Source organism: Botryobacter ruber, from assembly GCF_003347595.2.
Classification (GTDB): domain Bacteria; phylum Bacteroidota; class Bacteroidia; order Cytophagales; family Hymenobacteraceae; genus Pontibacter; species Pontibacter ruber_A.
On sequence record NZ_QCZK02000037.1, the window covers coordinates 232,674 to 248,886 of the forward strand.

Below are 16,213 nucleotides of genomic sequence, written 5' to 3' on the forward strand. Positions count from 1 at the left end.
TAAATAGAACACGGAATGAAAAGTATCTGGAGCAGTATTTTACTCTTTGTATTTGTACTGACAAACGCCTTTGCCCAGAAAGATGCAGCCATGAAGCTGTGGTACGACAAGCCTGCCGCTGACTGGAACGAAGCGCTGCCGCTGGGCAACGGGCGCATAGGCGCGATGGTGTTTGGCGGTGCTGCCAAAGAACAGTTGCAGCTGAACGAAGAAACGGTTTGGGCTGGCGAGCCCGGTAACAACATTAACCCAGCATTAAAAGATGGCCTGCCGGAAATCAGGAAACTGATTTTCGAAGGAAAGCACAAGGAGGCACAGGCACTGGCGCTCGAGAAAGTGCCAAGACAGGCGCCCGCCCATTTGAACTACGGCATGCCATACCAGCCGGTCGGAAACCTGTTTATTACGTTTCCCGGGCATGAGGCTGCAGAAGCGTATTACCGCGACCTGGACATTGCGCAGGCAATAGCTACGGTTACTTACAAAGTAAACGGCGTTACGTACAAACGCGAAATGTTCTCCTCTTTTCCGGATGAAGTGATCATGGTCAGGCTGACGGCCGACAAACCCAGGAGCATCACGTGTACCCTGGGAGCCGATAGCCCGCACAAAAAATACAGCGTGCGTACGCAGGATAAGCAGCTGTTGCTGTCCGGCGTTTCTGGCGATGCAGATAACAAGCAGGGGAAAGTGAAATTCCAGGCCCGCATCCAGCCGGTGGTGAAAGGTGGTAAGGTAACGGCAACAGCTGACAAGCTGGAAATAACGGGTGCCGACGAAGCTGTGATTTACATCTCGATGGCCACCAACTTTAAAAACTACAAAGACCTGAGTGCCGACGAAGCGGCCAAAGCAGCAGGCTACCTGGCCAGTGCCCTGAAAAAGAAGTACAGCAAAGCCAGGGAAGCGCACATCAGCAGCTACCGCAGGTATTTCGACCGGGTATCGCTGGATTTAGGGGCTACCGGGGCCATCAAAAAACCAACCGATGTACGCCTGGAGCAGTTTGCCGGTGGCAACGATCCGCAGCTTATTTCGCTCTACTTCCAGTTCGGGCGTTACCTGCTCATCTCCAGTTCGCAGCCGGGTACGCAGCCTGCCAACCTGCAGGGCATCTGGAACGATAAAGTGTCGCCGCCCTGGGACAGCAAGTACACCGTGAACATCAACACCGAGATGAACTACTGGCCTGCCGAGGTAACCAACCTCCCGGAGATGCACCAGCCGCTTTTTGCCATGATCAAAGAGCTGGCGGAGACAGGCAAGGAAAGTGCCTCAAAAATGTACGGCGCCCGCGGCTGGAACATGCACCACAACACCGACATCTGGCGCATGACCGGTCCCATAGACGGTGCCTTTTACGGCCTGTGGCCCATGGGCGGCGCCTGGCTCACGCAGCACCTGTGGCAGCACTACCTCTACACCGGCGATATGGCGTTCCTGAAAGAATATTACCCGGTGCTGAAGGGTGCCGCTGCCTTTTATGCCGATGTGCTGCAGGAGGAACCAACGCATAAGTGGCTGGTAGTAGTACCCTCCATGTCGCCCGAAAACGGACACCAGAGCGGCGTTTCTATTGCGGCCGGCACGACCATGGACAACCAACTGGTGTTCGACGTATTCTCCAACGCTATTCGTGCTGCTGAAATCCTGAATACCGACAAAGCATTTGCAGATTCTTTAAAAGCCATGCGCAACAGGCTGCCTCCTATGCAGGTGGGGCAGCACGGGCAACTGCAGGAGTGGATGCACGACTGGGACCGCACCAACGACAAGCACCGCCACGTGTCGCACCTGTACGGCCTGTTCCCCGCCGACCAGGTTTCGCCCTACAGTCATCCCAAACTATTTGAAGCTGCCAAACAATCCCTCGTTTACCGGGGCGATAAGTCTACGGGCTGGTCCATGGGCTGGAAAGTAAACCTGTGGGCAAGACTGCTGGACGGGAACCGTGCTTATAAACTGATCGAAGACCAACTCACGCCAGCCGGTTTAGCGGAAAAGGGCGAGGGAGGCGGTACCTATCCGAACCTGTTCGACGCGCACCCGCCTTTCCAGATAGACGGCAACTTTGGCTGTACGTCGGGCATTGCCGAAATGCTGTTGCAGAGTCACCTGGAAAGCCTGCACCTGTTACCCGCCCTGCCGGAAAAATGGCAGTCTGGTGAGGTAAAAGGATTGGTGGCAAGAGGAGGATTTGTGGTAGACATGCGCTGGGAGAACGGGAAAGTGAAGCAACTGACCATCCACTCGAAACTGGGCGGTAACTGCCGGATCAGGGTAGCCAATACCTTAGCCTTACAGGGTAAAGGGGATTTGAAAAAGGCCACCGGCGACAACCCGAATAAATTTTACCAGGCTACGAACATTAAAGAACCGCTTATTTCACCAAAAGCAACTGTAGGAGAAGTAGAACTGCCAGCTTCACAGTTGTTTGATCTTGAAACACAGAAAGGCAGGTCTTATACGTTCGTGGCCCAATAAAGCAATTCCTGTATTGCCACTTTCTGACAAACAGATAGCAGAGCCTGTTTAAATTTTTACTTACGTTAATTATCCCTTTTCTAAACTAAAAAAGCTTATGAGAATGCAAAAACCTTTACAACAGTTGTTATTGCTGCTTTGTGTGCTTCTGGCGGGGTATACTGCCCAGGCTCAGTCAAGGCCATTTAATGCCGATATGGTAGTTGCCTTAGACGGTAGCGGAGATTTTATCAAAATTCAGGATGCCATCAATGCTGTACCTTCCAACAGCGAGCGGCGCACGGTCATCTACATCAAGCGTGGCCTCTACAATACCGAAAAACTGATTGTTCCGGGCGATAAAAAGAATGTTACTTTTATCGGGGAAAGCCGCGACGAAACGATCATCAGCTATCATATCTTTGATTGTGCCACCGGTAAATGCCCGACAGCAGATGCTGCCAAGTGGACAGGCGAGAACATTCGGACTTCTGCAACCATTACCCTGCAGGGCGATGGTTTCCGGGCCGAAAACCTCACCTTCCAGAACACGGCTGGTCCGGTAGGCCAGGCGCTGGCTTTAACGGTAAAATCAGACAAAAACATTTTCCTGAACTGTAACTTCCTCGGTTACCAGGACACGATTTACCTGTGGGATGCCGGCAAGCGCAGCTACTTCGAAAACTGCCTGGTGCTGGGCCGTACCGATTATATCTATGGAGCCGGCATTGCCTGGTTCGAAGAATGCGAAATCCGCAGCTGGGGCGGCGGCTGGATTACAGCGCCCTCAACACCAAGGTCACAACCGTTTGGCTATGTCTTCAACGAGTGCCGCTTTACCTATGCCACCAACAGCCCGCGTGCCGGAGACGACGGTGCGATGGTACGAATTGGCCGTCCGTGGCATGAGTATCCGAAAGTGACGATCATGAACTCTTACATGACGGAAAAGATCCACCCGGAAGGCTGGGGCGATAAATGGGGCATGGACTATTCCGATACCAGTCCCGACCTGCACCTGTACGAGTACAACAACAACGGGCCAGGCGCCGATATGAGTGGGCGTGCCAACTGGGCAGGTCTGAAAGCGTTAACTGCTGAAGAAGCAGCTACCTATACGATTCAGAATGTGATGGGTGGTTCTGACAACTGGGATCCTACGGCACAAGCTCCGGCTGTGCGTACTTTTAACTGGACCGGCAGCGGCGCCACCAAAGGCTGGCTGGTAGCCGGAAACTGGAATCCGGGCGAAGTACCTGCTGTTGGTGAATCTGCCACCGTTGACGGCCAGCACGAAGTTTTGGCCACAGGCGGCTCCTTCCTGGCTGACCTTAACTTGTCGAACAGCGCAAAACTCAACGTGACAGACAACAGCACAGCAACTTATATTTCGATGAGCGGCGCTGAAATTACCACTGCTGAGAATGTTACCCTAGGAGGAAAAATCGCTACAAAAGAAGCGAACAAGCTCTCCGGGGCAGGTACCCTTACTCTAACAGCTGTGCTGAACGGCGTGCATACCTTCACAAAAGAAGGAGCAGGCCGCGTAGTACTGGATGCAAACAACAGCGACTTCTCAGGAAACTGGCTCGTAACAGCCGGCACGCTGGAAGCAAAGTCCGCAAACGCATTGGGCAAAGGTGGTGTAACGGTAAGTATTGGTGCTACTCTGGCTGTTGGGAACGGCGGTGCTATGCAGCCAACGTCTGCGCTACGCGTAGTAACAGGGGCCTCACTTGTACTCAATGCCGATGTTACCCTGAGCGAGTTCTATATCGACGACGTAATGCAGCCGCTGGGTGAGTACACAGCTGCCACAAATGCTGGCTTAATCAGTGGCACCGGAAAGGTAATAGTAGGTCGCCCAAGCACATTTACATTTACTGGTGCAGTTAGTGGCTATTGGGATGTTGCGGGCAATTACTCTCCGCAACTAATGCCAGAGGCAGGCGAAACTGTTATTGTAAGTCGCGAAATTGAAACGGCAGGTCCCGCGGCTTTTCCAGCCAATATGCTTGTTACTAGCACAGGTACAGTTCGCCTTAGAGGGGTTCACAGAGCAACAGGCACTATCAGAATGGAAGCAGGTTCCAGGATGAGTTATGCGACCAGCGGTACAGGCTTTACCCTGGATGCCCCAATCGAAGTGTTAGGTGACGTTCGTATGGAGATGAGCAGCGGCAGTGCGACAGGAAGCTCCATGGTGTTGCCTGGCAGCATCAGTGGTAGCTCCAAGATCACGGCGCGAAACACCAGAAACGAAGCAGTAGTGGCTACTTTGGTGCTGGGCGGTAACAACAGCAATTTCACCGGTACCTGGGATTTGACTAATGCACCGACGCATGCCAGTGGCGTTGTGCGCATAGAAGGTACCTCCGCCAATGCTTTTGGTGGCGGTCTGATTGACGTTGGCCTGAACAACAAAGTACTCTTCAGCCACGAGAAAAGCGCAGGCGATGTATTAAGGTTAAACACCAGCGGCAGCGGAAAAGCAGTACTGAACACAAATGTTCAGGTAAACTCTTTCACGTTGAACGGCACAGAAATGGCTGCAGGCACTTATACTGCCACTACGCATCCTGCCATTTTCGAAGGTACTGGTTCCTTAATTGTGGGTGGTGTAACTTCTATTAAGAAAGACATCGATAATAAACTTATCGATTATGCTGATAAAACCCTTACCATTACAGGTGCTAAAACACTGGTTTCAGTTTACAATGTAACCGGTTCAGTGCTTGTAAAAGAAAGTACAGCCAAAACCATTTCATTCCGCAACCTGAAGCCTGGTCTGTACATCGTACGCTATGCATCGGACGGTACGCAGGGAAGTGCCAAAGTTTTGTTAAATAAATAGTAGTAGTTGTTGTTGTTAAGCCTGGCGTAGTTTTCTGCGCCAGGCTTTTTTAATGAAGCGGGAGGATACGCTGATAAGCATCGCTCCTGTAGCTTCAGCCTTCGAAGAGCAGCAGAGGCTGTGGTGGCAGGTGCAGCAGAACGGAAACAGCACCTGCATGAGGCATTTTAAAGCTGAAAAGTTTTCTGCAGCTGCCACCACACCCGCTGCTGCTGCTTTTTTTCAATTTTATCAAAAATCAAAACCTATGAAACACAGATTCAGAGGCCTTTTGCTGTTGGTGAGTTGCCTGCTGGCCATGGCCTTTGTGCCGCAAAAAAAGAAAGACATTGTTAAGGTTTACCTCATCGGGGATTCTACGGTAGCGGATTATGCCAACAACTACGACGATGAAGATTACATGGTAAAACGGTACCCGGTAACCGGTTGGGGACAGGTATTCCAGCCATTCCTGCGCTCCGACAGCCTTTCTAAAGTAAAGAGCATCATCAAAGCCGACAGTGTGGTGGTAGACGACAGGGCCAGGGGCGGAAGAAGCACCCGTACCTTTTTTGAAGAAGGCCGCTGGCGCGAAGTGTACAATGCGCTCAAAAAGAACGATATAGTGATGATGCAGTTCGGCCATAACGATGCTGCTGTCGATAAGCACGAACGGTATGTCAACATTCAGGGCTACAAAGAATACCTGCGGCTGTTCGTAAACCAGGCCCGCGAAAAAGGCGCTACGCCCATTCTTATCACGCCTGTTAACCGCAATTATCCCTGGAAAGATGGCAAACTGAGCAACGTGCACGGCGAGTATCCGCAGGCCGTAAAAGACGTAGCCAACGAACTGAACGTACAGCTCATCGACCTTACACAACTTTCGATTGATGCATTCACCGCCAAAGGGCAGGAGTACGTAACGCAGCATTATTTCATGAACCTGCCAGCCGGTAAATACAAAGCCTATCCCGAAGGGCAGAAAGACAATACCCACTTCCAGCCGGAAGGAGCAAAAGAAGTGGCCCGCCTGGTGTTCCAGGGCATGCAGCAGCTGAAGCCGGTGACGGCAAAAGCTAAATAAATACGGCAGTTCTTCCGATAGCAAAGACTTACAAAAGCTCACTTTAAAGATTAAAAAGTAGGAATGACTTTTGAGAATAAATAAATTTGGGTACAAACCTGCTAAACCAATTTAAGATAGAGAAATGACAAAACACCTTGTAAGCACCTTCCTGTTTGTTCTTTTATTAGTTCCGTACGCATTCGCGCAAAAAACATATCCGTCCACGCTTACGGTGGCACAGGATGGCAGCGGGGACTACAAAACAATTCAGGAGGCGGTCAATTCGGTTCGTGATTTAGGCGAGGAGCGGGTGCGTATCCAGATCAAAAAAGGCACCTATAACGAAAAGATCGTCATCCCTTCCTGGAAGACCAATATTTCGCTTATCGGCGAAAGCCCGGAAGCTACCATCATCACCGGCGATGATTATTCAGGGAAACCGGTAGCGGGAGGTAAAGATGCTTTCGGCCTGGAGAAGTTTTCTACCTTCACCTCCTACACCGTGCTGGTGCAGGGCAATGGTGTAACGCTGGAAAACCTGACCATCCAAAATACCGCCGGGCGGGTAGGGCAGGCGGTGGCCTTGCATGTGGAAGGTGACCGGTTTATTGCCCGGAACTGCCACATCCTGGGTAACCAGGACACGCTATATACCGCGAGTGCGAACAGCCGCCAGTACTACGAGAACTGTTTTATCGAAGGCACCACCGATTTTATTTTCGGGGAAGCAACCTGTGTCTTCAAAGACTGCACAATCAAAAGTTTATCCAACTCTTACATTACCGCCTCTTCGCAGCGGCAGTTCCAGAAGTTTGGGTATGTTTTTATTGACTGCAAATTAATAGCAGCGCCCGAAGTCGATAAGGTTTTCCTGGGGCGGCCCTGGCGACCGCATGCCAAAACGGTCTTCATCCGAACCGAAATGGGACCTCAGATTGTAGCGGAAGGCTGGCACCACTGGCCAGGCGATAAGATGTTCCCGGATAAGGAAAAGACAGCCTACTATGCCGAATACCAAAGCAAAGGCAAAGGAGCCAATCCAGCCAAGCGCGTGGCCTGGTCGAAGCAACTGACGAAGAAAGAGGCGGAGCAGTATACCCTGGAAAACATTTTTGCAGGAGATGATAAATGGCTCCCGGCAGAAGCTAAAATAAACTAGCAAAAGCCGGCACAGCTTTTTTAGTTACCCGGTGCTGTTGCCACAGCGCAGTCAGCTCTCCCTGCTGTAGAGCCGACTGCGCTGTGGCATTACCATTAGTAGCAGGTGCGCTCCAGCGCCTGCTGTAAACAATGAATGATAACGATCACTTTTATTTAGATACAGCTGCCTGTTCTGTTGCTACACAACCATTATATTTGACCTGTTCAAAACCCGATGGTTAAACACTGAAACGGCGGCTCCCGGAAAGAACCATGTGTAAAAGACCTGAACTTATTATGTTAATCCTGCTCTTCCTGGCATGGGGTGGGAAGTCGGTGGCCCAGGTACGGCAGGAAAAGCTGGAAGCAAAATTTCCGGAAGCGACTGCCGCTCTACCGCTTATCCGGGAGTTTCCTTTACTAGAACAACTGCTACAGGTGCAGCAGCCGTGGCAGGGAAATCCGTTGCTACTGAAGGATGTTGTTTTCCCGGCAGAACTGGGTCTGGCACAGGGCTCCGAAAAGTACCCGCTCCTGTACAACGCCCAACGGAGCACGGGCTGGCCGGGCCTGCCGGTTTTCGGGCAGCATGCCTACGAGGTGGAGTACTATGTGTTTGATCCGGCCCGTCCGGTTATCAAAGTGCATATTGGCAGACCGGTGCGTTTCGACATGCAGCATGGGCGCGTGGAAGCGCTGGCAGCTTCGGAAAAAGGAAAGACCGAATTCCCTTTCCTGGACGAATCCGTTCGCCAGCCGCTTCTTGATAAGATAGACCGCATGGTGCAGGCGCTGGCACCTTATGGCGCCAAAGAACTTCCGTTCCGGCATCCGAAAATAAAGAAATACCTGCTCCCGGAAGGAACAGTACTCACCGTCAGCGATTACAGCGGCTCCACCAATGGAACGGTTTACGTACAGCTGACCCTGGAGCCGGAGCAGCCCATCAAAACCATGCTCCACACGCAGCTTCCTGCTTTCCCGGGGGCTGAAGGCTATGGTAGCTACACACCCGGTGGCAGGGGCGGCAAAGTTTATATTGTTACCACCCTGGAAGATTACCTCCCCGAAAACAGGCCCGGGCGGCGGGAAGGGTTGTACGGACAGGCAAGCGAATATGCCACCACCTTGGGAGAAGGCAACTGGATACCCTATGTAGATGCCCTGGGCAAAGAACACCCGGGTGTGGGAAGGCCCAAGCTGCCTGGCTACCCCATGATACCCAAGGAAAAGCCCATACCCGGCAGCCTGCGTGCCGCCGTAGAAGCCGAAGGCCCACGCATTATTGTCTTTGCCGTTTCCGGAACCATCGAACTGAAAGCGCCGCTTACTATCACGCACCATTACCTGACCGTAGCCGGTAACACAGCCCCCGGAGCCGGTGTCCAGCTAAAGAATTGGGGCGTGGATGTGCGGGCGCATGATGTGGTGCTGCGGTACCTCCGCATCCGGGTAGGCGAAACCAAAGGTCCCGGAAAGTTGCAGCGGGTTCTCGGCGACCAGACACACGGCCTGGATATCCGGGCGATGAACGTGGTGGTAGACCATTGCGAAGCAGCGTACGCCAACGACCAGATCTTTAACTTTTATGGCGCCCAGGACCGCATCGCCTCTACGGTGCAATGGACTTACATTTATGGAGCACCCCGCAAATCCACGCACGAGAAAGGCAACCATTCCATGTCGGCGGCCGCGAACGGCTGGGGTTATGCTTCCTTCCACCATAACCTGGTTGCACACGGCGAGCGCCGTAACATCCGCGCCGAAATGCTTTCGCTCGATTACCGAAACAACGTCCTCTACAACTATGGCGGCGCCGGCTACGGCAGCCCCGAAGATTATATCCGGCTGAACTACATCGGTAATGTGCAGCAGGAGGGGCCGGACTCCCCGAAACTGAAGCCCTGGAAATGGGGCTTCCAGAGCGAGTCGCTTTATGCGCAGTTTCACGCCAAAGACAACAGCATGCCCAATGGCAGTACTGCCGACCTGAAGGTGCTGCCGGAAACAGTCATGCCCGAGCCTTTTGAGGCTTTCCCGGTGACAACCGATTCGCCGGAAGAAGCTTACCGGAAAGTGCTGCACACGGGCGGCGCCAACCTGCCGGTGCGGGACAAAATAACGACTTATGTGGCGCAGTCGGTGCTGGAAGGGAAAGGTACTATCCCGGCCACACCTGCCGACTGGCCGGACGGTGGCTTTGCTGCGTATCCACCGGCAAAAGCGCCGAAAGACCGGGACCAGGATGGCATGCCCGACAGCTGGGAGAAAAAGCACGGCCTGAATCCGAAAGATCCGGCTGACGCTGCTACAGACAAGGATGGGGATGGGTATACCAACATAGAGGAGTACATCAATGGGACTGATCCGGTTAAGTTTATAGATTATAAGAATTCAGAAGCCAATGAAAGATAAATTCGATAGTGTTATTTTCGACCTGGATGGCACCCTTTGGGATGCAACGGGTACAGTAGCCAGGGCATGGCAGGCAGCCAGAAACAAGGTGGATTACATCAGGGAGGATATAACGCAGGAGGTTGTCCGGTCCATTTCCGGGATGACCTACAAAGCGATTTACGACAAACTGTTTCCCTACCTGCCGGAGGAGCAGCGCCTGGAGTTCAAAAGCAAATGTGCCAAGGAAGAGCTGGAGCACATGCACCAGTACGGCGGCGAGCTGTTTCCGGGGCTGGAAGAAACGCTGCAGTACCTGCAGACGCGCTACAGGCTTTTTATTGTGAGCAATTGTCAGACCGGCTACATCGAGTCTTTCCTGGAGCACCACCGCATGCATCAGTATTTTGAAGGGCACCAGTGCTATGGCACCAAAAACCGGCCTAAAGTTGAAAACATACAAGATGTAGTGGCCGATTATAACCTGCAAACACCCGTGTATGTTGGCGATACCCAGGGCGACTACGAAGCCAGCAGGGGCGCCGGTGTACCGTTTATTTTTGCGCGCTTCGGTTTTGGAAATGTGGAGGAAGGGCAGATCGCTTCGGTTGACAACTTTGAGGAGTTGAAGTCGATCTTATAAACTGATTGCAGCTGCCACCATAGCCACTGCTGTTTCAGGAGCAGTGGCTGTGGTGGCAGCTGCTGTTAAGTTTTTGGGCGGGTACAAAAGCGAAATGACAGCAGGACTAGTTGCTCACTGCGTCAACCGGCACAATTTTGTAGACGTTGCCGTTTTCCACCGCCACATACAGGTAATCGTCCGGACCCATGCGGACATCGCGTACGCGGCCTATGCCTGTCAGGAGCTTTTCTTCACCGGTTATTTTGTCGTCCTCTACCTTGCAACGGCTCAGGAACTGGAAACGGAGCGAACCCACCAGCACGTCGCCTTCCCAGCCTTTGTAGCGGTTGCCGGTAACAAAAGCCATACCCGAAGGAGCAATAGAAGGTACCCAGTAGTAAATCGGATCGGTAATGCCGGGAGCGGTGGTTTTATCGGTCATGGGTTTCCCGTTGTAGTTGATGCCGTAGGAGGTAATCACCCAGCCGTAGTTGTTTCCTTTCCGGATGATGTTCACCTCGTCGCCTCCCCTGGGGCCGTGTTCGTTTGCCCACAACTCGCCGCTTTTCGGGTTAAACGCCATCCCCTGCGGATTCCGGTGCCCATAGGTAAAGATAGAGCCGACCGCACCCGCCTGGTTTACAAAAGGATTATCAGCAGGGATACTGCCGTCTGGCTTTATCCGGTGGATTTTGCCCGGGTAACGGGTCAGGTCCTGCGGATTTTCGTCGTGGTTGCCCCGCTCGCCTACCGAAATGTACAGGTAGCCGTTCTTGTCGAAAGCCAGCCGTGAGCCGTAGTGGTGCCTGGTTCGGGAATAGGGCAGTGCCTCGAATATTACTTTCTGGTTGGTGAGCTGGTTACCCTGCAGTCGCGCACGCATCACGGCAGTAGTCGATACGGTGTTGCCGTCTTCCTTTTTAAAGGCAGAGTAAGAAAGGTACACCAGGTTGTTCTGCTTGAAATCAGGATCAAGCGCTACATCCATCAAACCACCCTGGCCTTCTGCCAGCACATCGGGGCTGCCCGACACTTGCTGCAATGCTTTACCGGGGGTGGAGCGGTGCAAGGTGCCGGCACGGGAGGTGATCAGCATGTCGCCATCCGGTAAAAAAGCCATTCCCCACGGCACGCCCAGTCCGGTAGCCACGGTTTCGAGCCGGAAGCTGAGTTCTTCCGAGTGAAAAATAGCAGGTAAGGATTCACGTTTTTCGAAGCTGTATTCCTGAACAGAAGTAATGCCTTGCCGGATGTAAGCCACCAAACCTTCGATCTGCTGGTCGGTAAAAGCTTCCTGAAAAGCAGGCATACCCGCTTCCGGGTGCCCGAACTTAATGCTTTTAAAGATGTCGGCATCCGTATTGCCGAATTTCCAGCGCCGGTCGGCAAAGGTTACCGCTTTTTCGCCGTGGCAGCCTGAGCAGTAGCTGGTATAGTTAACCCGTGCCTTTTCGAGCGGGCCATCGGCCAGGGCAACAGTTGCGGAGGCAGTTACAACAGCTTCTTCAGCGCCAGAGGCAGCTGCTGTTGTAGTGGAAGTGCTTGTTTTGGAATTGGAACAGCTGTAGAGCGTGTAACCACCCAGTACTACCAGGATGAGTAGCTTTATAAAAGTTGAGTTCATAAGGAGTTAAAATATAGTAATGGCATCAGGAACCAGGCATAAAATTAACTAAATTTTGTGCAGGAAACAGCTATTCTTCCCGATGTTGTTTTGGCTGCCAGTGCTTCAGCAGCGGTCCCTTTGCTCCGGCCACCGGGTCGGCAACAGGAAGCGGTACCCGGGCAATGTTCTTTTTCTTTTCGGCTGTGTCATCTTCCTCCGTGCAAATGTCATAATCTTCCTGCCCGTTGGGGTAAGCGCCTATCACCTTGAAATCGGGGGATGCGCTTTGGCGGCAATGGCCTGTGCCGGCGGGCAGCACCACCAGATCGCCTGCCTGCACGTCCACCTCTTTTCCTTCCGGTCCTCCGAAAATCAGCGTAGCGGAACCAGCAATCACACCCAGTACCTCGTGTGCCGTGCTGTGGTAGTGGTGGTACCTGAACACGCCATTTACCCAGCTGCCGCCCCAGTTGTTTTGTTTAAACGCCTCTTTAAAATTTTTCTCAAGCTTGCTGTCGGTGGCAAACACCTGCCGGTAAAGCAGCAGGGGCAGCTCCGGGTTGTTGGGAATATTGCCGCTGGCGGCAAAGTGGTAGGACTTTACATGTGGTGCCGGCATAAAAGCAAACGTATCTGGTGAAACAAAGCATATATACTCCAAACAGGAGGTAAAAAGTTGTGTTGCTGCACCACCTCAACCTGAAAACGTTAATTTTAGCAGCAGCAGTGGCAATGGTGGCTGGTGCAGCAGAAGGTTTAAAGCCGTTTTGGCAACACAGGACGAGCCGCAGGCGCATGTATAGCGTGAACCTTGGCGGTACTTACACATGCCGCTGCTAAAAGCTGGTTTACAGGCTTTGCGATGGAAGTGGCTGTCGGCACTGCATTGGTGGAAGAATTTGGGTTACCTGTTAGTATATTTGGGATAAACTATTATAAAATTGGATAAGTGTGTGCGGCAGGACAGTCTGTTTAAATATAAATTTGTTGTTTTGTTAGCTTTGTTTGTGGTGAATTTTGTAATTTTACAGGGTGGTTTTTGCTTATTATCAATAAAATAAAGCTGCTATTTGAAATAAGCATAAATTGACTGTTTGTAATGTGATATGAGATGGTGAATAATTACACAGAGGAGGCGCCGCCATCAAGTGGCGATGACAGAAAGACCTGGAAAAAGTGGGGACCGTATGTTACGGAGCGGCAGTGGGGTACGGTGCGCGAAGATTACAGTGTAGACGGAGATGCCTGGAACTGTATTACCCATGAACTGGCCCGCAGCATTGCCTACCGCTGGGGCGAAGAGGGCATTGCCGGTTTCTGTGATAATCGCCAGATCCTTTGCCTGGCCCCGGGCTTCTGGAACGGACAGGACCCTATTATCAAGGAAAGACTTTTTGGCTTAACAAACGAACAAGGCAACCATGGCGAAGATGTAAAGGAGCTTTACTTCCACCTCGATTCCTCGCCCGACCATACCTATTGCAAGTACCTGTATAAGTATCCGCAGGCCGCTTTCCCGTATGAAAACTTAACAACCGAGAACTGGCACCGGAACCGGCTGACACCCGAATATGAGTTGCTGGATACGGGTATATTTAAAGAAAACCGCTATTTTGATTGCTACATAGAATACGCCAAAGCCGATGTAGACGATATCCTGCTCAAGGTAACGGTGTATAACCGCGGACCGGAGGCTGCTCCTGTTCACGTACTGCCGCACCTGTGGTACCGAAACTACTGGAAGCATAACAACTGGTTTAAGCGCCCCCTGATCAGCTCGAAGGGCGAAAATTGTATAAAATCAGATTCCAGCAGAAGCGGCGTTTATTACCTTTACCACGAAGAGGGGGAGCAGCTTTTCTGTGAGAACGAAACAAATAACCAACATATTTACCATACGCCAAACGAGTACCCTTTCGTAAAGGACGGCATCAACAATTATGTGGTAAAGGGCGGGCATACCGTAAATCCTGACAAAATAGGTACCAAGGCGGCCATTTGGCAAAAAGCTGAAATACCTGCCGGGGGGCATAAGGTTTTCCGGGTAAGGTTAAGCAAAGAACAGCTCGCTGACCCGTGGCGGACATTCGATACGGTGTTTGCAAGGCGCAAATCCGAAACGGATGCTTATTATGATAAACTCACACCCGGTACTCTAAAGCCCGAACATAAAAAACTGCTTCGGAATGCATTCGGCGGACTGCTCTGGACCAAGCAGTTTTATTACATGGATGTGTACAAGTGGCTGCACGGGGAGCAGGGCGATACGCCGCCCCTCCGCAACAAAACGCGGAACACGGATTGGGGGCACCTCACGAACCGGCACATCATTTCGATGCCCGACAAATGGGAGTACCCGTGGTATGCTGCCTGGGATCTTGCGTTTCATGCCACCACGTTTGTGTATGTCGATCCGGACTTTGCCAAAGAGCAGCTGCAACTCATGCTCCGGGAGTACTACATGCACCCGAACGGGCAGATTCCAGCTTACGAATGGAACTTCAGCGATGTAAACCCACCGGTGCACGCGTGGGCTGTGTGGGAGGTGTATGAAAAAGACAAACGCAAAACGGGTAAATCTGACTGGGATTTCCTGGAGCGGGCGTTCCAGAAACTGCTGATAAACTTTACCTGGTGGGTAAACCAGAAAGATGAAGATGGTACCAACCTGTTCGAGGGCGGTTTCCTGGGGCTCGATAACATTGGCGTGTTCGACAGGAGCAAGATGCCTGCCGGTATCAAAAACATGCAGCAGGCCGACTCTACCAGTTGGATGGCGATGTTCTCGCTGAACATGCTGCGCATTTCGCTGGAGCTGGCGGTTAATAACGCGGCTTATGAAGAATCTGCTGCCAAGTTTTTCCGCCATTTCCTGAACATTGCCTGGGCTATGCACCATATCGGGAAGCGGGATATTTCGCTGTGGGACGATGAAGATGCCTTTTTCTACGATGTGGTGCAGTTTGAGAACGGTGGAAGCCAGCTGTTAAAAATCAGGTCGCTGGTGGGCATTATTCCGCTGTTCGCCGTCGAGAAAATCGGGCGGCACCTGTTTGAGCATTCGTATGAATTTAAAGTGCGGGTACAAAACATCATCCGCACCCGCCCCGATTTAGCTTCCCTGATCTCCAGGTTCGAAGAAAAGAATGACAAAGGCGATCATATGCTCTCGGTGCTGCGCGGCCACCGGCTGGAACATCTCCTGAAAAGGCTGCTCGATGAGTCGGAGTTTTTGTCTGATTACGGCATCCGGTCTTTGTCGAAGCACCACCTGGAGCATCCGTTTGAGTTCGATCATCATGGCAAGCATGTGATCCAGTACGAGCCTGGCGAAAGTTCTTCGTACATGTTCGGCGGTAACTCCAACTGGCGCGGCCCGATCTGGTTTCCGCTGAACTACCTCATCATTCAGTCGCTGCGGGAGTATTACAGCTACTATGGCCCAACCTATGTGTATGAATTTCCGACGGGTTCGGGCAAAAAGCTCAACCTGAAGCAAATTGCCCATGAACTGACGCTCCGGCTCCTGAAGATTTTTGAAAAGGATGAGCAGGGGAAATACCGCTATCATTCCAACCATGCGGAGTTTGCGGAAAACGAGCACTTCCAGGAGCACCACCTTTTCTACGAGTTCTTCAACGGCGACACCGGCCAGGGCCTCGGCGCCTCCCACCAAACCGGCTGGACCGCCCTGATCGCGAACCTACTTTTAGAGCTCGACGAAGACGATGCCACGAACACGGTTACAGACTCGTTAAAGGAAATAGCGCTCAGCTTTATGCAGCGGTAGAAAGATTGGGAGATAGGGAGTTTGGGAGATAGAAAGTTTAGGAGTTTGAGAGTTTAGGAGTTTGAGAGTTTGAGAGTTTGAGAGTAGGAGGTAGAGAGGTAGGAATTTTTGTAGGGGTTGAAAATCTCCTGCACGAACCACAGACAAACCTAATCCTGTTAATCCACTAATCTGGTTAATCCTGGTTCAGACAACCCCAATCCTGAAAATCCTACAATCCCGTAAATCCTGATTCAGGCAAATAATCCTGTTAATCCATTAATCTGCTTAATCCTGTTCAAGACAAAAAAAGG

The 16,213-nt window shown here is 51.9% G+C and carries 10 protein-coding genes; 8 read left to right on the top strand and 2 right to left on the bottom strand.

Translation table 11 applies throughout. The features are described 5' to 3' along the window. Positions 1-15: 15 nt before the first annotated feature. From DCW36_RS11640 to DCW36_RS11665, 6 genes are all read left to right on the top strand, one after another. The gene (locus tag DCW36_RS11640) at positions 16-2,484 is read left to right on the top strand and encodes a glycoside hydrolase family 95 protein (RefSeq protein WP_114778782.1); all 2,469 of its coding nucleotides are present in this window, start codon (positions 16-18) and stop codon (positions 2,482-2,484) included. Between the two features lie 103 nt (positions 2,485-2,587). Beyond that, positions 2,588-5,317 (top strand): pectinesterase family protein, encoded by a 2,730-nt coding sequence (locus DCW36_RS11645; RefSeq protein WP_164891110.1) that lies wholly within the window; start codon positions 2,588-2,590, stop codon positions 5,315-5,317. A 247-nt stretch (positions 5,318-5,564) separates the two neighbouring features. Beyond that, positions 5,565-6,383: a rhamnogalacturonan acetylesterase gene (locus DCW36_RS11650; RefSeq protein WP_114778838.1), complete on the top strand. Its 819-nt coding sequence runs from the start codon at positions 5,565-5,567 to the stop codon at positions 6,381-6,383. A gap of 124 nt (positions 6,384-6,507) precedes the next feature. Beyond that, on the top strand, positions 6,508-7,524 hold the full coding sequence (locus DCW36_RS11655; RefSeq protein ID WP_114778786.1) for a pectinesterase family protein: 1,017 nt from the start codon (positions 6,508-6,510) through the stop codon (positions 7,522-7,524). Between the two features lie 278 nt (positions 7,525-7,802). Continuing rightward, the gene (locus DCW36_RS11660) at positions 7,803-9,920 is read left to right on the top strand and encodes a hypothetical protein (protein WP_114778788.1); all 2,118 of its coding nucleotides are present in this window, start codon (positions 7,803-7,805) and stop codon (positions 9,918-9,920) included. After that, the gene (locus DCW36_RS11665; RefSeq protein ID WP_114778790.1) at positions 9,910-10,542 is read left to right on the top strand and encodes an HAD family hydrolase; all 633 of its coding nucleotides are present in this window, start codon (positions 9,910-9,912) and stop codon (positions 10,540-10,542) included. Before DCW36_RS11660 ends, DCW36_RS11665 begins: the two co-directional genes overlap by 11 nt. 106 nt (positions 10,543-10,648) lie before the next feature. On the opposite strand, the gene DCW36_RS11670 is transcribed toward DCW36_RS11665, so the two are convergent. Together DCW36_RS11670 and DCW36_RS11675 are read right to left on the bottom strand one after the other, a co-directional pair. After that, positions 10,649-12,148: a PQQ-dependent sugar dehydrogenase gene (locus tag DCW36_RS11670; protein WP_114778792.1), complete on the bottom strand. Its 1,500-nt coding sequence runs from the start codon at positions 12,146-12,148 to the stop codon at positions 10,649-10,651. 70 nt (positions 12,149-12,218) lie between these two features. Next, positions 12,219-12,749 carry a cupin domain-containing protein gene (locus DCW36_RS11675; RefSeq protein ID WP_114778794.1) on the bottom strand — a complete coding sequence of 177 codons (531 nt, stop codon included), beginning with the start codon at positions 12,747-12,749 and terminating at the stop codon, positions 12,219-12,221. A gap of 192 nt (positions 12,750-12,941) precedes the next feature. On the opposite strand from DCW36_RS11675, the gene DCW36_RS22585 reads away from it, so the two are divergent. Beyond that, a complete protein-coding gene (locus DCW36_RS22585) occupies positions 12,942-13,079 on the top strand; it encodes a hypothetical protein (RefSeq protein WP_164891111.1) in 138 nt (45 codons plus the stop codon). A 162-nt stretch (positions 13,080-13,241) separates the two neighbouring features. Then, the gene (locus DCW36_RS11680) at positions 13,242-15,920 is read left to right on the top strand and encodes an MGH1-like glycoside hydrolase domain-containing protein (RefSeq protein ID WP_114778796.1); all 2,679 of its coding nucleotides are present in this window, start codon (positions 13,242-13,244) and stop codon (positions 15,918-15,920) included. Positions 15,921-16,213 lie beyond the last annotated feature (293 nt).